Source organism: Dactylosporangium sp. NPDC051541, from assembly GCF_044454505.1.
In the GTDB taxonomy this organism is placed as follows: domain Bacteria; phylum Actinomycetota; class Actinomycetes; order Mycobacteriales; family Micromonosporaceae; genus Dactylosporangium.
Window position 1 is genome coordinate 278,160 of sequence record NZ_JBITDU010000007.1, and the last position, 23,169, is coordinate 301,328.

Here is a 23,169-nt window from a genome sequence, read left to right on the forward strand (position 1 = left end):
GCGACGACGAGCGTAGGGCCGAGTGCCCGGGCCGCGCGGGACTTCAGCCCCTGCCTGATGCGGCTGTTGCGCGGAAGGCTGGGGTCATGACCACCACGAGCATTTCCGCAGCGGCCGGCCTCGCCGCCTGGCGCGGCTTCCAGGGCGGCCGGTGGCGCGACACGATCGACGTCGCCGGCTTCATCCGGGACAACGCCCGGCCGTACACCGGTGATGGGACGTTCCTCGCCGGGCCCACCGACCGGACGACCCACATCTGGAGCCTGCTGACCGAAATGTTCCCGCAGGAGCGGGAGCGCGGGATCTACGACGTGGACGTGCACACGCCCGCCGCGATCACCGCGCACGCGCCGGGCTACATCGACCGGGACCGCGAGCTGATCGTGGGGCTGCAGACGGATGCGCCACTGCGCCGGGGCATCATGCCCACCGGCGGGCTGCGCATGGTCGTCAACGGCCTGCGCGCATACGGCTACGAGCTCGACCCGGTCGTGGAGGAGATCTTCACCCGGTACCGCAAGACCCACAACGAGGCCGTGTTCGACGCCTACACGCCGCCGATCCTGGCCGCGCGCAAAGCCGGGATCATCACCGGGCTGCCCGACGCCTACGGGCGGGGCCGGATCATCGGGGACTACCGGCGGGTGGCGCTCTACGGGGTGGACTTCCTCATCGAGGCCAAGCGGCAGGAGAAGGCGTCGCTGGACCACCACGCGGCGACGGCCGACGTCGTGCGGGACCGGGAGGAGCTGGCCGAGCAGCTGCGGGCCCTCGGGGAACTCAAGGTGATGGCCGGCTCGTACGGGTACGACATCTCGGGTCCCGCTCGTAATGCCCGCGAGGCCATCCAGTGGCTGTACTTCGGCTACCTGGCCGCGACCAAGGAGCAGAACGGCGCCGCGATGTCACTCGGGCGGACCTCGACGTTCCTCGACGTGTACCTCGAACGCGACCTCGACGAGGGGACGTTGACCGAGACCGGGGCGCAGGAGCTCGTCGACGACTTCGTCATCAAGCTGCGAATCATCCGCTTCCTGCGCACGCCCGAATACGACCAGCTGTTCTCCGGCGACCCGACGTGGGTGACCGAGTCGATCGGCGGGATGTCTTCCCATTCCCGAACGACGCTGGTCAGCCGCACCTCGTTCCGGTATCTGCAGACGCTGTACAACCTCGGCCCGGCGCCGGAGCCGAACCTGACGGTGCTGTGGTCGCCGGCGCTGCCGGAGCCGTTCAAGCGGTTCTGCGCGCAGGTCTCCCTCGACACCAGCGCGATCCAGTACGAGAACGACGAACTGCTGCGGCAGTACAGCGACGACGACACCGCGATCGCGTGCTGCGTCTCGGCGATGCGGGTCGGCAAGGACATGCAGTTCTTCGGCGCCCGCGTGAACGTCGCCAAGGCGCTGCTCTACGCCATCAACGGCGGCCGCGACGAGATGACCGGTGCCCAGGTGGCGCCGGCGACCGAACCGGTCACCGGTGAAGTCCTGGACTACGGCACGGTGCTCGCGGCCTTCGACCGGACGCTCGACTGGCTGGCCCGCACCTACGTGGACGCGCTCAACATCATCCACTACATGCACGACAAGTACGCCTACGAGCGGCTCGAGATGGCCCTGCACGACTACCCGGTGCGCCGCTTCCTGGCGTGCGGCATCGCGGGCCTCTCGGTGGCCGTGGACAGCCTCGCGGCGATCCGCTACGCGACCGTGCGGCCGGTGCGCGACGAGACCGGGCTCGCCGTTGACTACACGATCGAGGGGGAGTACCCCGCGTACGGCAACGGCGACGACCGCGCCGACGACATCGCGGTGTGGCTGGTCGAGGCGTTCATGGACAAGGTGCGCGGCAACCCGAGCTACCGCGACGCCATCCACACCCAGTCGGTCCTGACGATCACGTCCAACGTGGTGTACGGCAAGCACACGGGCAACACCCCCGACGGTCGCCGCGCCGGTGAGCCGTTCGCACCCGGCGCCAACCCGATGAACGGCCGCGATGTGCACGGCATGGCCGCCTCGGCGCTGTCGGTGGCGAAGCTGCCCTTCGCCTCGGCCCGCGACGGCATCTCGCTCACCAGCACCGTCACCCCGGACGGCCTCGGCCGCGACGACGGGGAGCGCGCCGCGAACCTGGCCGGCCTGCTCGACGCCTACACGGGCGCGGGCGGTTTCCACCTGAACGTCAATGTGCTCAACCGGGCGACGCTGCTCGACGCGATGGCGCACCCGGAGCGGTACCCGCAGCTGACGATCCGGGTGTCGGGATACGCGGTCAACTTCGTCAAGCTGACGCCGGAGCAGCAGCGCGACGTCCTCGGCCGCACCTTCCACGGCTCGCGATGAGCACCGGCCGGCTGCACTCCTGGGACCTGTCCACCGGCGTGGACGGTCCCGGGACCCGGTTCGTGGCCTTCCTGTCCGGCTGTCCGCTGCGCTGCCTGTACTGCCAGAACCCGGACACGTGGCACATGCGCGACGGCACCGCCACCACCGCGGCGGAGCTGCTGGACCGGATCGGCGGCTTCGCGAAGTTCCTGCGCGCGGCCGGCGGCGGCCTGACCGTGAGCGGCGGCGAGCCGCTGCTGCAGCCGGCCTTCACCCGGGCGCTGTTCGCCGGCGCCCGGGGCCTGGGCCTGCACACCGCCCTGGACACCTCCGGAGCGCTCGGGGCCCGGGCCGACGACGAACTGCTGGACCTGACCAGCCTCGTGCTGCTGGACATCAAGGCCTGGAACCCGGCCCGCTACCGGCGGCTGACCAGCGGCTACCTCACCCCGACGCTCGACTTCGCCCGCCGCCTGGCCCGCCGGGGCACACCCGTCTGGCTGCGGTACGTCCTGGTGCCCCGCCACAACGACGACCCGGCCGACGTCGAGGGCCTGGCCGGGTTCGCGGCGGGCCTTGGCAACGTCGAGCGCGTCGACGTCCTGCCCTTCCACCGGCTCGGCGCGCCGAAATACGAACGGCTCGGCATCCCGTTCCCGCTGCACGACACCCCGCCGCCCACCCCGGAGCAGGCCGAGCAGGTGCGCGCCGCGTTCCGCGCCGCGGGTCTCAAGACGACGTAGCTCATCCGGTGCGCAGATCGCGCCGGGCGACCCCGCCGAGCCCGGCCACCGTCGCCGCGGCGGCCACCGCGAGCAGCACCAGGATGCCGGCCGGGTCCGCCATCTGCTGGAACGGCCCCCGGTCGGCGACCGCGGCCGGCACGCCCAGCAGCGGGCCGAGCAGCGCCAGCGTCCCGCCGGCCGCCAGCGGCAGCCAGGCCAGGCCGGTCAGCCTGGGCAGGCACCCGGCCAGCAGCGCCGCCCCGCCGGCCATGGCCGCCGTCGCGGGCCACTGGCCGCAGACGTAGCCGAACATCCGCAGCGCGCTGCCGGGCCCGCCGAGGGTCGCCGGGGCCACCAGCGCGGCCACCGTCGCCGCCGCGAGCAGCACGAGCCCGCCGGAGGCCGCGGCCGCGAGGGCATGGGCGAGCAGCGGGGCCGGGCGCCGCACCCCCGTCGACAGCACCAGGTCGGCGCGGCCGGCCGCCTCGTCGTGCCGGTGCTCCAAGGTCCGCAGGATGGTGTGCGCGGAGACGATCAAGGCCAGGACGATCGAGGTGTACCGGCAGAAGCCCGCGGCCGGGTCCGCGGAGCCGAGCTGGGAGCCGAGGAACCCGCCGACGTCACCGCCGCGGCTCTGCTCGACGACCCCGGAGCCCATCGCGGTGAACAGCGCGGCCAGCGCGGTCGTGGCGACGGTCCAGACCAGGGCGTCGGGGCGGCCGAGGCGCAGCTGCAGGCCCAGCACCGAGCGGACGCGGAGCCGGGCCGGCCGGGACTCGCGGCGGGCGAACAGCCCGGCCCGGTACTCCCGCCGCGCCGCCAGCCGCACGGCGAGCGCGGCGATCGCCGCCGCGGCCGCGAGGTACACGCCGAGGACCCACCAGCGGTCGGCCGTGAACGGGCGGACCGTGGCCCGCAGGCCGAGCGGGGACAGCCAGTTCAGCGCGGCCACGTGGCGGACGTCGGCGACCGCGCGCAGGCCGAACGCGGCGCCGACGGCGGCGAACCCGAGGCGGCGGGCGGCGGGCGCGGCGGGGGCGAGTTGGGCCAGGACGGTGGTGAGGACGCCGACCAGTAGGAACGTCATGGCGAGCACGGCCCCGAACGCGAGGGCGCCCGTGGACGGTCCGGCGGCGGCCGCAGTACCCCCGAACAGCACGAAAGCCACCGCGCCGAGCACGGCCAGGGCGGCGCGCGGCGGCGTCGCCGGGTCGGCCCCGCTGCCGCGGACCAGCTCCAGCGTGCCGTCGTCCTCGGTGGCCCGGGTCAGCGCGACGCCGAGCAGCACGGCGAAGACGGCCGCGAGGATGGTGGCGATGCCGCCGATCTCCCAGGCGAACATCTGCTCCGCCCGGCCCGGCAGCGGCAGCTCACCGTAGATGAGCGTGGTCGCGGCGTCGGCTCGGGCGGCCGCGACCGCGACGGCCCGCTGCTGCGGCGTCGCATAGGTGCTCTCGTAAGCCGGCGTGGTGGTGCACACGCCGGCGAGCAGCAGCAGCCAGGCGCCGATCATCAGCCGGTGCCGGCGCGCCAGCAGCGCGACGGCGGTCACCGGGCCGCCACCTCGTAGTGGCGCAGGAACAGGTCCTCCAGGCTCGCCGGGGTGCACGTGATGTCGGCCGCGCCGCTGCGGGCCAGCACCGCCAGCACCGACGGCACCTGCGGCCGCGGCACGCTGAGCGTCAGGCCGCCGGCGTCGACCACGCCGAACCCGTCCAGCTCGGCCCGCAGACCGATCAGGTCGGCCGCACCGACGCTCGCGGTGATCCGGGAGGCGGCGAGGTGGCGCAGCTGTGCGAGGGGCCCCGACTCGACGAGCCGGCCGTCCTTGACGATGGTGACCGCGTCGCACAGCTGCTCGACCTCGCTGAGGATGTGGCTCGACAGCAGCACGGTGCGCCCGGCCGCGGCGGCCGCCCGGACCTGGCGGCGGAACACCTCCTCCATGAGCGGGTCCAGCCCGGACGTCGGCTCGTCGAGCACCAGCAGCTCGCTCGGCGCGGCGAACGCGGCGATCAGCAGGACCTTCTGCCGGTTGCCCTTGGAGTACGCGCGGACCGTCTTGCGCAGGTCGATGGCGAAGTCGGTGGCGAGCCGCCGCTCGGCTGCCTCGTCCCGGGCGCCGCGCAGCCCGGCCAGCGCGTCGAGGCACTGCTGCCCGGTCAGGTTCGGCCAGAGGCTCACATCGCCGGGGACGTACGACGTCCGGCGGGTGATCGCCGCGGCGGCCCGGGCCGGGTCCCGGCCGAGGACACGGACCGTGCCGGCGCCGGCGCGGTACAGCCCGAGCAGGGTTCTGATGGTCGTGGTCTTGCCGGCCCCGTTCGGGCCGAGGAACCCGTGCACGGAGGCCGGGGCGACGGTCAGGTCGAGCCCGTCCACGGCGGCGAAGCGGCCGAACCGCTTCACCAGCCCGCGGACGTCGACGGCGGCGGTCGCGGTCATCGGTGGCGTACCCCCTCGATGGCGTGGATGAGCCGATCGGCGATCGCCCGCGCCAGGTCGCGGTCCCGGTCGGCGCTGAAGCGCACGTACAGGTCGGCGGCCCGCCGGGCGACCGCGGGGTCGAGCGAGCGCGCGAGCTCGGGCAGCGCCGGCCCCAGGCGCCGCAGCACCCGGTCGACGGTCGCGGCGGCCGGCTCCTCGCGTCGGTGCCCCGGCCGGCCCGGTCGGCCAGGTCCCGAAACGCCGTGAGGCTCTCGGCCAGCCCGGCGTCGGCGAGCCCCCGGTAGACCGCCTCGGCCCCCGGCGGCATGTCGCCGCGGTAGTAGGCGAGCTCCATGAAGTCCCGCTCCCGGCGTATCTCGTGCCGGGTCGCCTCGTCCGCGGCCCGGTCGGCGAGCTCGTCGTAGAAGCTCGCCACGACCGGCGGCAGCGGCGACAGGACATCACCGGCCCGGGCCGCGTCCATGAGGCGCAGGGTGCGTTCCCGCTGTTCCCGCAAGGCTTCCAGTTGTACGTCCAGTGCCGCGACGATCCCGCCGAGATCCGCGAGCACGGCCTCCCGCGGCGGCCCGGGACCGAGCAGCGCGCCGATCCGGTCGAGCGGCACCCCGGCCTTGGCCAGCCAGCGGACCCGGGTGAGCCGGGCCAGGTGCGACAGGTCGTAGTCGCGGGGGCCGCGACGGTTCGCGGGCACGGGCAGCAGGCCGATCTGATGGTAGTAGCGGATCGTCCGCACCGTGGACCCGGTCAGCTCCGCGAGCTCCTTGACACGCACGAGGCCATTCTGCGCAGTGACGTAACGTCACACGCAAGGTCCGCAGGCCCGGGTATCAGTCCCGCTCGGTCCGTGGCTCCATCGCGAACACCGCCGTGCGCACCGACCGGATGATCCGGTCCAGCTCGTCGACGCTGGCGGCGAGGGCGGCCTGCGCCTCGGGGCTGGTGCCGCGGCCGGCGGCGCCCTGCAGGGACAGGCCCAGCCCCGAACAGGTCCCGCACGAGGGTGTCCTGCAGCTGCGTGGCGAGCCGCTGGCGGTCCTCCAGCGTCTGGATCCGCTCGTTCTCGCGGCGCAGGTCGGCCACGTCCAAGATCAGGCCGGCATGCACGGCGAAGGCGGTGAGCTGCTCGAGGTCGGCGCGGTCGAACCGGCCGGCCTCGCGGCGGTGGGCGACGGCGAGCAGACCGTGCACACCATGGTTGCCGCGCACCGGGGCCGCCATCATGGCGCCCAGGCCGGGCGCGAGCGCGACCGCCTCGGCGGTGCGCGGATCGGCCCGCGGGTCGGCCACGAGCGCCGCCTCGCCGCTGGCCAGCACACTCGCGGCCAGGGTGCCGACCGGTGGGACCGATCGTCCGTGCCAAGGCTCCAGAAGGCCGGCACCGACCGTGACCCGCAGGTCCGTCCGCGTGCCGTCAGGCGGCTCCGTGAAGCTCGCCCCGGCCGCCCCGGCCGCCTGCTGCGCGCACTCGGCGATGCAGCGCATGGCCTGCTCGCTGCCGGCGCCGCGGAACAGCGCGGTGGTCACGGCGGTCACGGCCTCCTGCCAGTCACGCCGCCGGCGGGCCTCGTCGAACAGGGTGGCGTTGGCGATCGCCACCCCGGCCGCGGCCGCGAGTGCCTTGACGACCTCCTCGTCGTCCCCGCTGAACTGCTGCGCGCCCTGCTTCTCGGCGAGGTACAGGTTGCCGAACACGTCGTCACGGACCCGGATCGGCACCCCGAGGAAGCTGTGCATCGGCGGATGGGCTTCGGGGAATCCCGACGATGCCGGATGATCGGCGATCTCGGCGACGCGGATCGGTCGGGGCTCGGCGACGAGGTCGCCGAGCAGCCCCTTGCCGGCCGGGAGCGGCCCTATGCGCGCCACGACCTCCTGCTCCATCCCCTCGTGCAGGAACCGGACCAGGTGCCCGTCCTGGACCACGCCCAGCGCCCGCCTCCCCGTCGTCGGCACCAGTGTGCCGCGAAGGAAGGCGGGAATGCTAGGCCCCGTCCTGGCGGTCCGGAGGCCTACCGCCCGGCCTCGGAGAACCGCACGGCCAGGTCGACGAGGCGGTTGGTGTAGCCCCACTCGTTGTCGTACCAGCCGAAGACCTTCACCAGGTGCCCGTCGGCGGCGGTCAGGCCGGAGTCGAAGACGCACGAGGACGGGTCGCCGATGATGTCGCGGGAGACCAGCGGCTCCTGACTGTAGCGCAGCACGCCGCTGAGCGGACCGGCGGCTGCCGCGGCGAACGCGGCGTTGACCTGCTCCGCCGTGGCGGGCTGGGCCACGCGCACGGTGAGGTCGGTCATCGAGCCGTTCTCCACCGGCACCCGCAGCGCGACACCGCCGAGCCGGCCGGCCAGCTCGGGCAGCACCAGGCCGATCGCCTTGGCCGCGCCGGTACTGGTCGGGATGATGTTCGTGGCCGCGGTCCGGCCCCGGCGCGGGTCCTTGTGCGGGGCGTCGAGCACGACCTGGTCGTTGGTGTAGGCGTGCACCGTCGTGAGCATGCCCTGCTCGATGCCGAAGGCGTTGTGCAGCACCTGGGCCATCGGCGCGGCGCAGTTGGTGGTGCAGGACGCCGCGGAGACGATGTCGTGGCGCTGCGGGTCGTACGACGCGTCGTTGACGCCGAGCACGATCGTCGCGTCGACGTCCTTGCCCGGTGCCGAGATCAGCACCTTGCCGGCACCCGCCTTGAGGTGGGTCGCGGCGTCGTCGCGGGCCCGGAACCGCCCGGTCGACTCGATGACGAGGTCCACGTCGAGGTCGGCCCACGGCAGGAACGCCGGGTCGCGCTGGCGGACCACCTCGATGTACTGCCCGCCGACGCTGAAGCCGCCGCCGGACGGATCGACGTCGACCGTGGTCCGCAGCCGCCCGAAGGTCGAGTCGTACTGCAGCAGGTGCGCCAGGCTCGCCGTGTCGAACAGGTCGTTGATGGCGACCACGGTGATCGGTCCGCCGAGCAGGTTCCGCTCGACGAGGCACCGGACAACGTCGCGGCCGATCCGGCCGAAACCGTTGATGGCGATTCGATACGTCATGACAACCTCCTGGGCCTCGGGGTCATTCCGGCATGTCGAGGAGGCGGCGGGCGTCGCGCTCGACGAGGACGGGGACGAACGCCTGCACGTCGGCGTCCGCATACAGCATGGAGATGCGCTGCACTGTCGCGCGCACCGTCGCGGCGTCGTGCCGCCCCGCGTACTGGTGGATCAGCCGCTCGGTGCAGTGGGCGATCGCGTGCTCCTCGATCTTCGTCTTGTACTCGATGGCCAGCATGGCGATCCCCTCCAGCGTTCACGGCTCCGTCGATGTCCACGATCGGCCGCGGCCGCCGCCGCGAACAGGGGCCAACGTCCCGCCGATACGGGCCTCGAGCCTCAGGCGCCGCGCCCGGCCCGGCCGCACCGTCGAAGGTGACGACAACCGCGAGGAGGGCAGTGGCGATGCGTGATCCGAACCTGCGAGTGGTGCTGTTGGGCGCGGGCGTGGCCGCGCTGGGCGTGGCGATGAGTGACGCGCTGGCCCGCCTGACCGCCCGCGCACAGCATTCCGTCCCGGCGAAATCAGGTCCTTCGGCCCGTGTGCGGGGCGGGCGCGGGGCGACCGTTGAGGCAGACGCTACGAGAAGGGAGCCGGCGATGCGTGCGCTGCTGGTACGCGATGTGATGACCACGAGCGTGGTCACGGTCTCGCCCGACCTGGGCTACAAGCAGATCGCGGACCTCCTCGTCGACATGGGCGTGAGCGCCGTGCCCGTGGTCGGCGACGACCGCAAGGTGATCGGGGTCGTGTCCGAGGCCGACCTGCTGCACAAGGTGGAGTTCAACGGGGCCGAGGTGCACGCCGGGCTGTTCGAGCGGCGGCGGGCGCGGCGGGCCAAGGAGAAGGCGGCCGGTGAGACGGCCCGCGACCTGATGTCGAGCCCGGCCGTTACAGTTGCGGCGGGGGTACCGCTCACAAGCGCGGCCCAGCTCATGGAGCACCACGAGGTGAAGCGGCTGCCGGTCGTCGACGACGACGGCAACCTGATCGGCATCGTCGCCCGCCGCGACCTGCTGCGCCGCTACCTGCGCACCGACGCCGAGATCCGGGCCGACGTCCTCGACGGGGTCCTGCTCGGCGTGTTGTGGCTCGACCCGATCGAGGTGGAGGTCACCGTCGCCGCCGGGCATGTCACCCTCACCGGCAAGGTGGACCGGCGCAGTACGGCACAGATCGCCGCCCGGCTCACCCGGACCCTCGACGGCGTCGTCGGCGTCACCGAGGACCTCGAATGGGGCTTCGACGACACGACATTGCAGCACCGATACACCTAGGACGCCTGACCGCCCGCGGTCCCGTCCTGGGGAGGGTAGCCCGATGCTGAGCAGGATCATCGCCGGAGTCGACGGATCCGACGCCGCACTGGCGGCGGCCCGGCTCGCCGCGGCCGAGGCGGTCGCGGCCCACCGATCTTTGCGTCTGGTCCATGCCCGGCTTCCGGCGGCCGCCTATGCACTGCTGCTGCCGCCGAACATCGCCGCGGATACCGCCGTGGCCGGGCGGATGCTCACCGAAGCGGTCCGCGACGACCTTCGGCGGCGTCACCCCGGCTTGGACGTGCGGGCCGTGGTGAGTGAGACGACGCCGGCCGCCGCACTGCTGCGCGCCTCCAGATCGGCCGGCCTGCTGGTGGTGGGCCGGTCCGGACTGCACACGGCGCGGCGCGGGCCGGCCGGTTCGACCGCGGCCCGCGTGGCGATCAGCGCCGCCTGCCCGGTGATGGTCGTCGGCCCGACCCCGCCGGCCCGCAGCGAGGTCGTGCTCGAGTTCGACCCCGTGGAGCCGGACTCGCCCGCCGTGCCGTTCGCGTTCGCCGCGGCCCAATGGCGCGGCGGCGGCCTGCGCGTCTGTTGTGTGCGGCCGTTCGAGAGCGGACGCTGGCCCGACGATGCGGCGGCCCGGCAGGCCGTCAACGAGGCGATCGCCGGTTGGCGCGGCGAACTCGCGGACGTGCCGGTCGCCGTCGACGTGCTCACCGGCATCGATCCGGTGGCGCGCCTGCTCGACGCCTCGGCGGAAGCCGGACTCATGGTGGTCGGTGATCGGGATCGGGGTGCGCAGCCGCGTCCGGCGACAGCGCCCGGCCCGGTGGGGCAACTGGCGGAGGTGCTCGTGCGCAACGCCGCGTGCCCGGTCGCGGTCGTGCGCTCGGCGCGCCGGCACGTTCGCCGGCCCGGCCCGGGCCCAACGTCCCCGGACTTCGGGCCGGAGTCCTCTGGGCCGGCCGGGTGGAGTTCGCGACGCTCGGACAGTCAGATACCGACATCGATGTGAAAGGAAGCGAGTTCCATGGCCACCCTCGCACACGGCGGCGCATCCGCCAGCTCCCGTCCGGCGCGCCCTGGCTGAAGTAGGCGACGGCGGCTCGTACCGACGGCCGGGCCGGCCGGATCCACACGGATCCGGCCGGCCCGGCCATTGGCTGTCACTTCTGCTTCGCGGCGGCGGTGGCCGGCTTGGTCGTCACCGGGATCTCGCGGCCCGGCGGCACCGCGCTCGCGAGCGGCACCCGGATCTCCAGGATGCCGGCCACGTAGGTGGCGGTGATGCCCTCCTCGGCGGCGTTGCCCGGCAGCTGCACCGAGCGGGCGAAGGTGCCGTAGTGGAACTCGGAGTGCGCCTTGTCCACGCGCTCCTCGGTGCGCTCCACGCGGATCTGCAGCCGGTTGCCGTACACGGAAACCTTGACGTCCTTCTCGGGGTCCAGGCCCGGTGTCTCCGCGCGGACCACGTAGGTGGTGCCGTCGGTGTACTCCTCCACCCGGACGCCCTGCATCCCGAACAGCGTGTTCGGCCACTGCATCAGGTCCAGCGGGAAGAGCCTGCTGGTCGTGCTCATCTCACGCCTCCTTCCGGCGTTGTTCCGGTTCCATCAGACGCCGCCGCGCCCGCCGGGGTGTAGGACGTCCGGCCCGGACGGGTGCGGCCGTTCGGCCCGATGAGCGCCATGACGAGGCCGGGTACCGCCGCGAACCCGGCCGCGGCCGCGAGCTGCCAGAGGTTCAGCGGCTCGGTGCCGAGCAGGTCCCGCAGCCACGGCACCCACAGCGCGCCGAGCTGCAGGGCCAGGGACAGCGCGACGGCGAGGTCCAGGCCCCAGTTGTGCGTGCGCGCGCCGCGGCTGCGGACGGCCAGGGCGACCCCGAGCTGGGCCAGGCCGAGCACGGTGAACAGCATCGCCTGCCACGGGCCGCCGGTGTGCCGGGTCCACAGGGCCGCCCCGAGCGCGACCGCGGTGATCAGGGCGCCGGTCAGCGCGATGCGGCCGATGAGCCCGCCGAGGATCGCCTCGCCGGGGCGGCGGGGCGGGCGGCGCATGAGCCCGGGCTCGGCCGGTTCGCCGCCGAGGGCGACGCCGGGCAGGCCGTGGGTGGTCATGTTGATCCAGAGGATCTGGGCCGGCAGCAGCGGTACCGCGAGCCCGAGCCACGGCCCCGCGAGCATGATCAGCACCTCGGCCGTGCCGCCCGACAGCGCGTACACCAGGAACCGGCGGATGTTGGCGTAGATGCGCCGGCCCTCGCGCACGGCCCGGCCGACGGTCGCGAGGTTGTCGTCGGCGAGGACGAGGTCGGCGGCCTGGCGGGCGGCTTCGGTGCCGCCGCGGCCCATGGCGACGCCGATGTCGGCCCGGCGCAGCGCCGGAGCGTCGTTGACCCCGTCGCCGGTCATGGCGACGACTTCGCCTTCGTGCTGCAGCCGGCCGATGATGGTGAGCTTCTGCTCGGGGCCGGTCCGCGCGTACACCGGGGTGCGCGGGTCGGCGCTGGCCGCGTCGTCGCCGAGCGCGGTCGCCGGGGGGCCGGTGGTGATGCCGACCCGTTCGGCGACGGCCGCGGCGGTCGCCGGGTGGTCGCCGGTGATGAGGACGACCTCGATCCCGGCGTCGTGGAACGCGGACACGGCGTCCGCCGACTCGGTGCGGACCGGGTCGGCCAGGGCGGCGAGGCCGAGGAGGTCCAGGCCCTGCTCCGGGTCCGCCGGCGGCTCGTCCGGCCGGGCGGCGGCGACGGCGAGCACCCGGTACCCGGCCCGGGACAGTGCCGCGGCCGCGTCCAGGGCCCGCTGCCGCCCGGCGTCGTCGATGCGCACCGGCCCGGCCGGTCCGAGCAGGACGTCGGCCGCCCCTTTGCACACGACGAGATGCCCGCCGGCGGGGTGGCGGTGCACGGTCGTCATCCGGCGCAGGGACGCGTCGAACGGCACCTCGCCGACCCGCGGGTACGCCGCGCGCAGGTCGGTCGAGACGCCGCAGCGGGCCGCGGCCACCAGGAGCGCCGCCTCCATCGGGTCGCCGACCGGCCGCCACGTCGGCTGCTCGGGGCCGGGTGCGGCGAGGGCGGCGTCGTTGCACAGCACCATCGCCTCAGCCAGCCGCCGCCCGGCCGGTCCCGGTGCCGGCTCGGCCCGCCCGGCCGGTTCGTAGCCGGTGCCGGTGAGCGCGACCGCGGCGCCGTCGGGCAGCAGGAGCCGCTCGACGGCCATGACGCCCTCGGTGAGGGTGCCGGTCTTGTCGGTGGCGACGACGGTGACGGAGCCGAGCGTCTCCACCGCCGGCAGCCGCCGCACGATCGCGGCCTGCCGCGCCATCCGGTGCGCGCCCAGGGCGAGGGCCAGGGTCACCACGGCCGGCAGCGACTCCGGCACGGCCGCGACGGTGAGGCTGACCGCGGCCAGGAGCATCTCACCGACCGGCTGGCCGCGGGCGACACCGACGGCGAGCACCACCCCGGACAGTCCGACGGCGGCGAGGGCCAGCACCCGCCCCAGCCCGGCCAGGCGCCGCTGCAAGGGCGTCGGGCGCCGCGGCTGCCCGGCGACCAAAGCGGCGATACGCCCCAAGGCGCTGGCCGGCCCGATGCGGCTCACCGCTCCGACCGCACGTCCGGCGGCGGCGACGGTACCCGCGAAAAGCTCGTCCCCAGCCGAGCGCGCGACCGGCACCGACTCGCCGGTGAGCGCCGCCTCGTCGACACTGAGCCGGACCGCCTCCAGGACGGCGAGGTCAGCCGGCACGATGTCGCCGGCCTCGATCCGCACGACGTCGCCCGGCACGAGCCGCGCCGCCGGGATCGTGACGTCGACGCCGTCGCGACGGACCCTGGCCGACGGCGCGGCCATCCGCCGCAGCGCCGCCACCGCACGGTCGGCCCGGATCTCCTGCACCACGCCGACCGTGGTGTTCAGGACGACGACCAGCAGGATGACCGCGAGGTCGCTGAAGTCACGCAGCACGGCGGTGAGCACCATCGCGCCGAGCAGCACCACGATGAGCGGGTCGCGCAGCTGCGCGAGGACCCGGCGGGTGATCGAGGGCGGCCGGGGCGCCGGAAGTTCGTTGGGACCGTACCGCTGCTGGAGCCGGGCGGCGTCGGTGCTGGAGAGACCGGCGGCGCCGAGCGTTGGAGGGGCCGTCATGTTTCCACGGTTGCTCGCCAGGGCCCGTTCGTTCAGGGCCGAATGTCCCCCGGGACCGGACCGGTGGCCCCTGCCCCGTAGCGGCCCGTCCGGAGCACGGTGGACCCATGGCCCAGGCTGCCGACCGGCTCAGCGCGTTCGATCTGACCAGCCTGGCCGTCGAGGCCGCGGACACGCCCATGCACGTCGCCGTGGTGGCGGTGCTCGACGGCCGGACGCTGCTGGACGACGCCGGTGACCCGCGGATGTCCGAGATTCAGGACCGCCTGCGTGACGGCGTGGCGGCCGCGCCGCGGCTGCGCCAGATGATCCGCCGCCGCCCGCTCGGGCGCGCGCGGTGGTCCGGCGATCCGGCGTTCCGCATCGAGCGGCACGTGTCGGCGGTGGTCCTCGAGCCGCCGGGCGGCGAGGCGGAGTTGCTGCGGGCGGCGGAGCGCCTGCTGGCGGCGCCGCTGCCGCGGACCCGGCCGCTGTGGCGGCTGTGGGTCGTCACCGGCCTGCCCGATCGGCGGCTTGCCCTGATCGTGGCGCTGCACCACGCGATCGGCGACGGAGTCGCGGTCATGCGCCTCATCGATGCGCTGCTCGACCCGGCCCGGCGGGACTGGGATCCGGTGAGCGGCCGGGACCGGCCGGCCCGGAGTCTCGCCGCGGTCTGGCGCACGATCCGGCAGGTCCGCGGCGCGCCCAGAACCACGCTCAACGCCCCCGTCGGCCCCGGCCGCCGGCTGGGCGTCACCCACCTGGACCTCGCCGCGGCCAAGGCGGTCGCGCACGCCGCCGGTGGGAAGGTCAACGATGTGGTCGTCAGCGTGGCCGCCGGGGGGCTGCGGGCGCTGCTCGCGGCCCGGGGTGAGCGCACAGACGGCGTCGAGCTGCGGGTCGCGGTGGCGGCGTCACTGCGCGGGCCGGACGAGCGGGGCAACGCCGGCAACCACAACGGGAGCTTCCTGGTGCCGGTACCACTGCAAGGAACCGACGCCGAGCACAGGCTGCGCGCCATAGCGGCCGCGACCGCCCGGGCGAAGCGCGAGCAGGCGCCCGTCGCCCAGCAGCACTGCATGGTCCTCGCCGCCCGCACCGGCCTGGCCCGCCGGATCAGCCGCCACCAGCACATGGTGAACCTGGCCGAGAGCAATCTGCCCGGCCCACCGGCGCCGATCCACGCCCTCGGCGCCCCCGTCCTGCACCTCCTGCCGGTCGGCGCCATCGCCGGCAACATGACGGTCAGCTTCCTGGCCCTGTCCTACGCCGGCGACCTGGTCATCACCGCGATCGCCGACCGCGCCCGCGTCCCTGACCTCCCGGTTCTGCTGGACGGCATGCGCCGCGAATGGCGCCGGCTGCACCCCGCCGGACACCCTCCGGCGGGACTACAACACGCGAAGGAGCGTGGCTCATGAACACCGTGCTGATCGTGCTCGCGGCCGTGGTCGTGGCGGCCGCGGCGCTGTCGATCCGGATCGTCAAACAATACGAGCGGGGCGTGGTCTTCCGCCTCGGCCGCATCGTGGGCGCGCGCCCGCCGGGGCTGCGGCTGCTGATCCCGGTCATCGACCAGATGCACCGCGTCTCCCTGCGCATCGTCACGATGCCGATCCAGTCGCAGGGCATCATCACCCGCGACAACGTCAGCGTCGACGTGTCCGCGGTGGCCTACTTCCGGGTCACCGACGCGGTGAAGTCGGTCGTGGCGATCGAGAACGTGCGCGCCGCGATCAACCAGATCGCGCAGACCACCCTGCGCAAGGTCGTCGGGCAGCACTCGCTGGACGAGACGCTCGCCGAGACGGACCGGATCAACGTCGACATCCGCGAGATCCTCGACGTGACCACCACCGAGTGGGGCGTCGAGGTCACACTGGTCGAGCTCAAGGACATCCAGCTGCCCGACAGCATGAAGCGGGCGATGGCCCGCCAGGCCGAGGCCGAGCGGGAGAAGCGCGCGAAGATCATCAACGCCGAGGGCGAGTCGCTCGCCGCGGCCGCGCTGGGCGACGCCTCCGACACCATGATGGCCCACCCGCTCGCGCTACAGCTGCGCAACCTGCAGAGCATGGTCGAGATCGGCGTGGACAAGAACACGACCGTGGTGTTCCCGGCCCCGCTGATGAGCACCATCGGTGAGCTGGGCTCGTTCCTGGCCCGCGAGGCGGCCGCGGCCGCGCCGGCGCCGCTCGCCGCGACGGTGCCCGCACCGCGCAGTGGCAACGGCGTGCCGGTCAAGGGCTGAGGCGATGGCTCCGCCCGTAGTGGTCGGCGTCGACGGCGGCCGGTCCGCGCTCGCCGCCGTCGACCACGACGCCGCCGAGGCCGTCCGCCGCGGCCTGGCACTGCGGATCATGCACGCCGACGGATGGTGCGTGCCACCGCGGTGTGACATCCAGGCCGTGGAGGGCGCGCCCGATGACGCGGGCGCGGCGCGGCCCGGCCCGGTGCTCCGGTGGTAGCCGCGGTCGACGGGCGGCATCCCGCCGCCGCGGTGCTCGCGTTTGCCTTCCGGGCAGCGCAGCTGCGCGGCGCGGAGCTGTGGGTGCTGTCCGGCTGCGACCCGCGCCGCGGTCCGCTCACCGCTGCGTTGGACGACTGGTCGGCGGCCTTCCCGGACGTCAAGACGGCAACCGGAGGGTGGCACACACCGGACCTGGCGCGAACGCTCGTCCAGGCGTCCGCCTCCGCGGGGCTCACGGTGGTCGGCAGCCATCGCCGCGACGACCTGTCCGGCGGCGTGCTCGGTCCGGCCGCGTACACGTTGGTCCATCAGGCCGGTTGCCCGGTTGTGGTGGTGCATCCGGAAGACGGGGCGCCCGCGGGGCCGGACGGCGACGGAGATGCCAGGAATCGACAATGACGAGAGGGGATGGCGGGCCTGCTCGTCGCCCGCGAGGTGCTCAAGGCCTGGTCAGTACGGTCCGGTTCGCGCGGGTCAGGTGCCTGACGAACCGGCGGCGTAGGCGGCGGCCAGGCGTTCCAAGGGGGTCGGGCCGTCGTGGGGTTTGGGTTCGGCGCCCAGGTGGTGGACTCGCAGCTCGTCCATCAGCTCCTCAACGAATGCCGGGCCCTCGGTGCGCATGAGGTGCTGGCGGGTGCGGAGCTCCGCGGTGCCGGGGCGCCAGTCGAGGCCCCAGTTGCCCAGGGCGTAGATCACCGGGACGGTCTGGATGCCGGCTTCCGTGAGGCTGTAGCGGGCGCGCTGGCCGCGAGCGGCGGTGCCGCGGGTCAGGAGGCCGGCTTCGACGAGGCGGACCAGGCGGTCGGCCAGGATGTTCGAGGCTATGCCCTCCAGTGAGCCGGTGAGCAGGGCCCGGAAGTAGCGGCGGTCGCCGAAGATGACGTCGCGCAGGACGAGCAGCGACCAGCGGTCTCCGAGGATCTCGACGGCGGCGTTGATCGGGCACCCGGAGCGTGGTTCCACGGTTCCTCCTTGACAGCCTTTACGCCACCAATATAGTGGTTGCAGATCGCAATCACTATAGGGGTGAGGTAGTCGGATGGGCCGGTTCCTGTACTGGATGAATGTGTCCCTCGACCTGCGGATCGAGCAGGTGCCCGGCGACGACGGGGCCGGTGAGTGGCTGCGGATCGACGAGGTGCTGCACCGCGAGTTCAACGCACGGGCGCGCCGGCTCGCGGCCATGGTCCAGGGGCGGGTCATCTACGAGACGATGGAGGAGTACTGGCCCCGGGCCCGCGGGGACGAGTCGCTGCCGGACTTCATGCGGGAGTACGGCGAGATCTGGACCGACGCGCCCAAGGTGCTCGTCTCCCGCACCCGGACCAGTGCCGGGCACAACACCCGCATCTTCGGCGGCGACGACGCGATCGAGCAGCTCGCGGCGCTGCGCAAGGAGACCGACGGCACGATCGGCGTGGGTGGCGCGACGCTCGCCACGCAGCTGCTGCGGGCCGGGCTCCTCGACGAACTGCTGCTCTTCGTCCACCCGTCATACCTGGGCTTCGGCCGGCCGCTGTTCGACGACTACGACGCCCCGCTCGACTTCGACCTCCTCGAGCACAAGGCGTTCGACCAGGGCGTCACGATGCACCACTATGAGATCCGCAACGAGAACTAGGAGCGCAAGTGCTGACCCAGGTCGCCGACGGTGTGCTGGTCCACGAGAGCGAGTTCGTCCAGAGCAACGCCATAGCCGTACACGGCCGCGAGGGTGTGCTGCTCATCGACCCCGGCATCCAGGACCACGAACTGGCCTGCCTCGCGAACGACCTGGCCACGCGCGGGCAGACCGTGGTCGCCGGGTTCGCCACGCACCCGCACTGGGACCACCTGCTCTGGCACTCCGAGCTCGGCGCGCCGCCCCGCTACTGCACGGCCCGCTGCGCCGAGGCGGTCGCGGAGGAGCTGGCCAACCCCGACGCCAAGGCCGAGATCATCGAGCACCTGGCCGAGACCGGGATCGCCGAGCACGTCCCCCTCGACCTTTACGGCCTGGTCACCGCTCTGCCCGCCGGGACGACCCACGTGCCCTGGGCCGGCCCGCGCGTGCGAATCGTCGAGCACCGGGCCCACGCACCCGGCCACGCGGCCCTGCTCATCGACGACAGCGGGGTGCTCGTCGCCGGCGACATGCTCTCCGACGTCCTCATCCCCATGTTCGGCCTGGACGCGACCCCCGACGCCCTCGACGACTACCTGGCCGCGCTCGAGCTGCTGGAGAACGTGGTCGGCGACGTCGCGGTCGTCGTGCCCGGGCACGGCTCGGTCGGCGGGGCCGGGCAGGCGCGGGCGCGGATCGAGCTGGACCGGGCCTACGTCCTCGCGCTCCAGCAGCACAAGACCCCCGACGACCCGCGGATCGGGCCGGCCGCCAAGCCCGGCTGGGAGTGGGTAGCCGACGTGCACGGGGCACAGGCGCAGCGCTTCCGGGTTGCATAATCATGTGATGAGCTTGCGGGTCGCGGTGGTCGGGGGCGGGATCGGCGGGCTGTGCCTGGCCCAAGGGCTGCGGCGCAGCGGCGTGGACGTCGCCGTCTACGAGCGCGACTCCGGCCCGAAAATGCGGCGGCAGGGGTACCGCATCCACCTGGACAGCCGCGCGGCGCGGGCCCTGCACGAATGTCTGCCGCCCGACGTCTACGAGCTCTTCCGTGGCACCCTCGGCCGGCCCGGCGCGGCACTCTCCGTGATCGATGAGCGGCTCAAGGTGCTGCACCGCACCGAGGGCACCGGCCTCGACCCGCGGGCGGCCGACCCGGACTCGCTCAGCGCACCCGCCAACCGGCAGACGCTGCGGGAGGTCCTGTCGACCGGCCTTGAAGACGTCATCGTGTACGGTCGCCGCCTCGTCGAGTACCACGAAGCGGACGAACCACAGGGGATCCGCCTGCGGTTCGACGACGGTTCGAGTGCCCGGGCCGACGTGGTGGTCGGGGCCGACGGTGTCGGTTCGGCGGTGCGGCACCAGCTGCTGCCGCACGCCCGCGTCGCCGACACCGGCGCCCGGTGCGTCTACGGCAAGACCCCGCTCACCGGCGGGATCGAGCTGCCGGAGCCGGTCCGCGAGGGGTTCACCGCGGTCATCGGCGGCGCCGCCGTCGGCATGTCGTGCGCCCTCGTCCGGTTCCCCGAACCGCCGGAGCGGGTCGCGGAGCGCGTCTGCCCGGCGGCCCGGCTGTCCCCGGTCGCGGACTACGTGATGTGGGCGGTGACCGGGCCGGCGGCCGCGTTCGGGGTCGCCGACGACGACCTGCTCGGCCGGGACGACGCCGGCCTGCACCGGCTGGCCGCCGCGGCCGTCAGCGGCTGGCATCCGCAGCTGCGCGAGCTCGTCGACCGGGCCGACGTCGAGGAGACGTTCCTGATCCGGATCAACACCGCCGAGCCGACGCCGGCCTGGCCGCCGGGGCGGGTCACGGTGCTCGGCGACGCGATCCACGCGATGAGCCCGGCCGGCGGGTCGGGGGCCAACACGGCGCTGATGGACGCGGCCATCCTGCGGGCCGCGCTGGTCCGGGCCGACCGCGGCGAGCAGCCGCTGGCCGAGGCCGTCGGCGAGTACGAGCACCGGATGCGCGAGTACGGCTACGCGGCCGTGGCGGCCTCGGACCGCAACATGGGCGGCCTGTGGGCCCGCCGCCACCCGGTGCTGGCCCGCATCGCCTGGCTGCTCGGCAAGCGCTGGTGAGCCCGGGTCGCTACCTTCGGTAGCCGCCTGCTCGCGTTGTGCCGTGCGGCGATCGGCCGATTCCCGGAATGGACGCTCTCACCGGTACAGTCCGCGCGTGACCGATGCCCCGGTGGTGTACAACGTCTGGTTCATCCTCGGCGTGTTGGTCTCCAACGGCATCGGCTGCGTGCTCTCGGTGTTCTGCCTGGTCCGGATGACCGACGAGCGGCGCTCCTTCGGCAACCGGGCCTTCCTCGTCGTCGCCGCGGCCTGGGGAATCGTCGAGACCGCCCGCGACGACGCCCTGTTCGTCATCGCCACCGCCGTGCACCTGCGCGACGACAGCGTCGTGTTCTTCCTCGCCCCGAGCCTGGCCCTGACCGTCCTGTCGATCCTCATCGCCAGCGCCATCCTCGGGCTCGCCGCGAGCCACCCCCAGCCACTGTGGACGGTCGCCGCCGGCGTCACCGTCGGCCTGCTCACGGGCGGCATGGTCGTGCAGGCGGTCCTCGCCGGCCGCTCCGGCTATGCGGTGTCGATCGACGTGCCGGCCGCCATCGCCACCGCGGCCGGCCTGGCCGCCGTCACCGCCCTCTGCGTGTGGCTGGCGACCGGCGCGACCGTCCGCTGGCGGATGTCGGTGCCGATCCTGGTCCTCGCGGTGAGCATGACCACGGCCCAGTACCTCCTCGCGGCCGAGGTCAACACCGACCTGACCGCCGTGGAGGACAACCCGACCGGCATGAGCCCGCTCCAGCTGATCTTCATCTGCGTGGCCGCGTTCGGCGTCCGCACGATCGCGTTGACCCTGCTCAGCATCACCGACGAGGGCCGCTTCGAGCGGGCCGGCGAATACTCCGGCACCCGCCGCGCCCGCGACTGACCTATAGTGCTCGATGTGCGGGGGCACCGATTCGCAGCGCTGACGCTGGTGCTCACCGTGTCCGCCTGCGGCCCCGGCGGCAACGCCCAGCCCGCGGACACGGTCCCGCCGCTGCCCCGCAGCACCCTGTCGGCGCAGGTCCCGGCGGTCGACGACGCGGCACTGGCCAAGGCGCTGCCCGACCAGCAGGAGTTGGGCTTCGGCTGGAATCCGATCACCGACTCCGGGCGCATCGACGTCATCGCCGGCTACGCGCAGGGCACCATCAAGGACCACTGCCCCTGGGCCGACGCCGCCCGCGCCGGCCTGACCGACGCCGGCGCCCCGCACCTGGCGTCGACCGCCTTCCTCCGCCGCGAACACGAGACGATCTCGATCAGCGTCACCGTCGACGCACCCGCCTCCGCCGCCGACCACCTGGCCTACCTGCGCCGCGTCGTCGAGCACTGCGGCACCGTGGCGCTCACGGCCGAGCCCGGCGTCAGCGGCCAGTACAGCCTCGCCCCGCGGCCGGCGCCGAAGCTCGACGCCGACGACGTGGTCGCCTACACCCTGAAGATCGAGCTGCTGAGCACGCCGTCGCCGCCGGCCGCCCGCACGAGCGAGAGCAGCGAGGAGGCCTGCGCCCGGGCCGGTGCCGTGGTCGTCTGCGTGCAGAGCGCCAACGTCACCGGCCTCGTCGACCCGCTGCTGACCCGGACGCTGCAGCGCGCCCGGGCCACACCGGGGTTGGCTAGCTGACCGCGCCGGACTGGGTGAGCAGGTTGGTGTACCAGGCGTCCGACGGGTGGTTCGTCGCCGGGTAGTTGGCCAGCGGGCTCGTGGCGTTGGAGGCGCTGTCGAAGTCCCAGCCGCGCACGCTGTGGCCGCTCTGGCGGGCCGCGGTGATGAAGGACGAGTTCGTCGCCGTCGCGGCGTAGAACTGGGCGCCCTCCTGCAGGACGGCGGCGTCGCCGGCCTGGTACTCGTCGAACGCCGTCTGCACGTAGCGGACCCGGTCGGTGGTGACGGCCGGCGTCGAGTACAGCAGGGTCTGGGCCGGGGCGGCGCCGTCGGTGCCGGTGCGGACCGTGACCCGCGAGCTGCCGGACGCGGCGGTCGCCTTGTCGGGCAGGGCGTCGGCCGTCTTGGCGTTGCCGGACCAGGCGACCGTGAGCGCGGACGCGTCCAGGGTGCCGGCCCAGGCCCAGTTCTGGCTGCTCGACTGGCTGCGGTGGACCTCGCGCAGGGTGCCGGCGGCGGTGAACCGGACGGTCGGCTGCACACCGTTGTCGTACTGGCGGCTGGCCGACCACGTGATCTCACCGGTGGCGTCGAGCTGACCCACGCGGTACCAGAGACCGCTGTTGTTTTGTGATTTGTGCACTTCGACGAGTTGTCCGTTGTCGTTCAGGGCGACCGCGGGCGTGGTGCCGGAGTCGTAGCGGCCGTGGCGCCGCCAGGTGATCCGGCCGTCGCTGCCGTAGGTGCCGGTCCAGTACCACAGCGATCCGCCGCCGTTGTCGTGGACCTCGACGACCTGGCCGCGGGCGTTGATGGCGACGGCCGGGTCGGCGCCGACGTCGCGGCGGTACTCCGTGCGGGTGCCGGCGTCGCCGGAGAGCAGGGTCAGCACGCGGCCGCGCAGTGAGCCGATCGTGCCCAGCGCGCCCGGCACCTCCTTGGCCGGCAGCAGCCGCGGGCCGAACGCGTCGCTGAGCTCCTGGTTGAGCGCGGTCAGGTTGCCCTCGGCGAACGACGGGTTGTCGGTCAGGTTGTCCTTGAGGTCGAGCATCACCACCAGCGGGGCGTGCGCCGGGTGCGCGGCCGACCACGTGTTGATCACCTGTAGCCAGTCGCGCAGCCGGTTGGAGGCCGGGTTGCCGGTGTGGTCGACGGCGTCGCCGGGGGAGTTGTGCCCGATCGAGTAGTCGCCGTTCGTCGCGTATCCGTTGTCGTGGATGTCGAACTCGATGAACCGCACGCCGCTGTCGAGCTGGGCGGTGATCGAGCCCTTGCTGCCGTCGACGTTGCCCGAGTAGCTGTTGTGGGTCGCCTTGAAGATCGCCGACGCGAACGGCAGGCTGTCGCCAGGCGTGGCGGCGCCCGCGGCCGGTCCAATGAGCGCCGCGGCGGCGCCGAGCGCGACCGCGACCACGGCGAGCCGGTGCCGTTCCAGGTGCAGTGTCGTCATGAAGTTCATCTATGTCACACGGAGCCCGTCG

General features: G+C 73.6%; 25 protein-coding genes and 1 pseudogene. 16 read left to right on the forward strand and 10 right to left on the reverse strand.

Annotation, left to right across the window (positions count from 1 at the left end; all coding sequences use genetic code 11):
- Positions 1–86: 86 nt before the first annotated feature.
- From pflB to ACIA8L_RS30500, 5 genes are all read left to right on the forward strand, one after another.
- Positions 87–2,348, forward strand: a complete 2,262-nt coding sequence (gene pflB / locus ACIA8L_RS30480) for a formate C-acetyltransferase (protein WP_395910018.1) — start codon at positions 87–89, stop codon at positions 2,346–2,348.
- Positions 2,345–3,073: a pyruvate formate-lyase-activating protein gene (gene pflA / locus ACIA8L_RS30485; RefSeq protein ID WP_395910019.1), complete on the forward strand. Its 729-nt coding sequence runs from the start codon at positions 2,345–2,347 to the stop codon at positions 3,071–3,073. The genes pflB and pflA overlap by 4 nt, the downstream gene beginning before the upstream one ends.
- Before the next feature lie 8 nt (positions 3,074–3,081).
- A complete protein-coding gene (locus ACIA8L_RS30490; protein WP_395910020.1) occupies positions 3,082–3,360 on the forward strand; it encodes a hypothetical protein in 279 nt (92 codons plus the stop codon).
- A gap of 215 nt (positions 3,361–3,575) precedes the next feature.
- Complete coding sequence (locus ACIA8L_RS30495) at positions 3,576–4,133, forward strand: hypothetical protein (protein ID WP_395910021.1); 558 nt, start codon at positions 3,576–3,578, stop codon at positions 4,131–4,133.
- A 40-nt stretch (positions 4,134–4,173) separates the two neighbouring features.
- Entirely contained in the window at positions 4,174–4,434 is a 261-nt protein-coding gene (locus ACIA8L_RS30500; RefSeq protein ID WP_395910022.1) for a hypothetical protein, read from the forward strand.
- A gap of 169 nt (positions 4,435–4,603) precedes the next feature.
- On the opposite strand, the gene ACIA8L_RS30505 is transcribed toward ACIA8L_RS30500, so the two are convergent.
- From ACIA8L_RS30505 to ACIA8L_RS30530, 6 genes and pseudogenes are all read right to left on the reverse strand, one after another.
- Positions 4,604–5,500: an ABC transporter ATP-binding protein gene (locus ACIA8L_RS30505; protein ID WP_395910023.1), complete on the reverse strand. Its 897-nt coding sequence runs from the start codon at positions 5,498–5,500 to the stop codon at positions 4,604–4,606.
- Positions 5,497–5,670 (reverse strand): hypothetical protein, encoded by a 174-nt coding sequence (locus ACIA8L_RS30510; protein ID WP_395910024.1) that lies wholly within the window; start codon positions 5,668–5,670, stop codon positions 5,497–5,499. Before ACIA8L_RS30510 ends, ACIA8L_RS30505 begins: the two co-directional genes overlap by 4 nt.
- 467 nt (positions 5,671–6,137) lie before the next feature.
- A pseudogene (locus ACIA8L_RS30515) lies at positions 6,138–6,275 on the reverse strand (MerR family transcriptional regulator); the annotation flags it as partial.
- The gene (locus ACIA8L_RS30520) at positions 6,248–7,456 is read right to left on the reverse strand and encodes a GAF domain-containing protein (protein WP_395910025.1); all 1,209 of its coding nucleotides are present in this window, start codon (positions 7,454–7,456) and stop codon (positions 6,248–6,250) included. The pseudogene ACIA8L_RS30515 and the gene ACIA8L_RS30520, both read right to left, overlap by 28 nt.
- Before the next feature lie 56 nt (positions 7,457–7,512).
- Positions 7,513–8,535, reverse strand: a complete 1,023-nt coding sequence (gene gap, locus ACIA8L_RS30525; RefSeq protein WP_395910026.1) for a type I glyceraldehyde-3-phosphate dehydrogenase — start codon at positions 8,533–8,535, stop codon at positions 7,513–7,515.
- 22 nt (positions 8,536–8,557) lie between these two features.
- Positions 8,558–8,773, reverse strand: coding sequence for a three-helix bundle dimerization domain-containing protein (locus tag ACIA8L_RS30530; protein ID WP_395910027.1), 216 nt, complete (start codon positions 8,771–8,773; stop codon positions 8,558–8,560).
- Between the two features lie 362 nt (positions 8,774–9,135).
- On the opposite strand from ACIA8L_RS30530, the gene ACIA8L_RS30535 reads away from it, so the two are divergent.
- Positions 9,136–9,813 carry a CBS domain-containing protein gene (locus tag ACIA8L_RS30535; RefSeq protein ID WP_395910028.1) on the forward strand — a complete coding sequence of 226 codons (678 nt, stop codon included), beginning with the start codon at positions 9,136–9,138 and terminating at the stop codon, positions 9,811–9,813.
- Positions 9,814–9,856: 43 nt separating this feature from the next.
- A complete protein-coding gene (locus ACIA8L_RS30540; RefSeq protein WP_395910029.1) occupies positions 9,857–10,813 on the forward strand; it encodes a universal stress protein in 957 nt (318 codons plus the stop codon).
- A 151-nt stretch (positions 10,814–10,964) separates the two neighbouring features.
- On the opposite strand, the gene ACIA8L_RS30545 is transcribed toward ACIA8L_RS30540, so the two are convergent.
- Both ACIA8L_RS30545 and ACIA8L_RS30550 read right to left on the reverse strand, forming a co-directional pair.
- Complete coding sequence (locus ACIA8L_RS30545) at positions 10,965–11,378, reverse strand: Hsp20/alpha crystallin family protein (protein WP_395910030.1); 414 nt, start codon at positions 11,376–11,378, stop codon at positions 10,965–10,967.
- Entirely contained in the window at positions 11,375–13,957 is a 2,583-nt protein-coding gene (locus ACIA8L_RS30550) for a cation-translocating P-type ATPase (RefSeq protein WP_395910031.1), read from the reverse strand. The genes ACIA8L_RS30545 and ACIA8L_RS30550 overlap by 4 nt, the downstream gene beginning before the upstream one ends.
- 107 nt (positions 13,958–14,064) lie before the next feature.
- On the opposite strand from ACIA8L_RS30550, the gene ACIA8L_RS30555 reads away from it, so the two are divergent.
- Genes ACIA8L_RS30555 through ACIA8L_RS30570 form a run of 4 tightly spaced genes read left to right on the forward strand, consistent with a single transcriptional unit; the run spans position 14,065 to position 16,808 of the window.
- Positions 14,065–15,360 (forward strand): wax ester/triacylglycerol synthase domain-containing protein, encoded by a 1,296-nt coding sequence (locus tag ACIA8L_RS30555; protein WP_395910032.1) that lies wholly within the window; start codon positions 14,065–14,067, stop codon positions 15,358–15,360.
- Positions 15,357–16,190 carry a slipin family protein gene (locus ACIA8L_RS30560; protein WP_395910033.1) on the forward strand — a complete coding sequence of 278 codons (834 nt, stop codon included), beginning with the start codon at positions 15,357–15,359 and terminating at the stop codon, positions 16,188–16,190. Before ACIA8L_RS30555 ends, ACIA8L_RS30560 begins: the two co-directional genes overlap by 4 nt.
- A gap of 4 nt (positions 16,191–16,194) precedes the next feature.
- Positions 16,195–16,407: a hypothetical protein gene (locus ACIA8L_RS30565; RefSeq protein WP_395910034.1), complete on the forward strand. Its 213-nt coding sequence runs from the start codon at positions 16,195–16,197 to the stop codon at positions 16,405–16,407.
- A complete protein-coding gene (locus ACIA8L_RS30570; RefSeq protein ID WP_395910035.1) occupies positions 16,401–16,808 on the forward strand; it encodes a universal stress protein in 408 nt (135 codons plus the stop codon). The genes ACIA8L_RS30565 and ACIA8L_RS30570 overlap by 7 nt, the downstream gene beginning before the upstream one ends.
- 75 nt (positions 16,809–16,883) lie before the next feature.
- Here the strand turns inward: ACIA8L_RS30570 and ACIA8L_RS30575 are convergent, their stop codons facing one another.
- A complete protein-coding gene (locus ACIA8L_RS30575; protein WP_395910036.1) occupies positions 16,884–17,372 on the reverse strand; it encodes a winged helix-turn-helix transcriptional regulator in 489 nt (162 codons plus the stop codon).
- A gap of 76 nt (positions 17,373–17,448) precedes the next feature.
- Here ACIA8L_RS30575 and ACIA8L_RS30580 point away from each other — a divergent pair, with 76 nt between their 5' ends.
- From ACIA8L_RS30580 to ACIA8L_RS30600, 5 genes are all read left to right on the forward strand, one after another.
- Positions 17,449–18,030, forward strand: a complete 582-nt coding sequence (locus ACIA8L_RS30580) for a dihydrofolate reductase family protein (RefSeq protein ID WP_395910037.1) — start codon at positions 17,449–17,451, stop codon at positions 18,028–18,030.
- 8 nt (positions 18,031–18,038) lie between these two features.
- Positions 18,039–18,851 (forward strand): MBL fold metallo-hydrolase, encoded by an 813-nt coding sequence (locus ACIA8L_RS30585; RefSeq protein WP_395910038.1) that lies wholly within the window; start codon positions 18,039–18,041, stop codon positions 18,849–18,851.
- A 7-nt stretch (positions 18,852–18,858) separates the two neighbouring features.
- A complete protein-coding gene (locus tag ACIA8L_RS30590) occupies positions 18,859–20,100 on the forward strand; it encodes an FAD-dependent oxidoreductase (RefSeq protein WP_395910039.1) in 1,242 nt (413 codons plus the stop codon).
- Positions 20,101–20,197: 97 nt separating this feature from the next.
- On the forward strand, positions 20,198–20,965 hold the full coding sequence (locus ACIA8L_RS30595; RefSeq protein WP_395910040.1) for a hypothetical protein: 768 nt from the start codon (positions 20,198–20,200) through the stop codon (positions 20,963–20,965).
- A 15-nt stretch (positions 20,966–20,980) separates the two neighbouring features.
- Positions 20,981–21,706: a hypothetical protein gene (locus ACIA8L_RS30600; RefSeq protein ID WP_395910041.1), complete on the forward strand. Its 726-nt coding sequence runs from the start codon at positions 20,981–20,983 to the stop codon at positions 21,704–21,706.
- Here ACIA8L_RS30600 and ACIA8L_RS30605 read toward each other — a convergent pair.
- The gene (locus tag ACIA8L_RS30605; protein WP_395910042.1) at positions 21,699–23,138 is read right to left on the reverse strand and encodes a hypothetical protein; all 1,440 of its coding nucleotides are present in this window, start codon (positions 23,136–23,138) and stop codon (positions 21,699–21,701) included. The two genes, ACIA8L_RS30600 and ACIA8L_RS30605, sit on opposite strands and share 8 nt — an antisense overlap.
- Between the last annotated feature and the right edge of the window lie 31 nt (positions 23,139–23,169).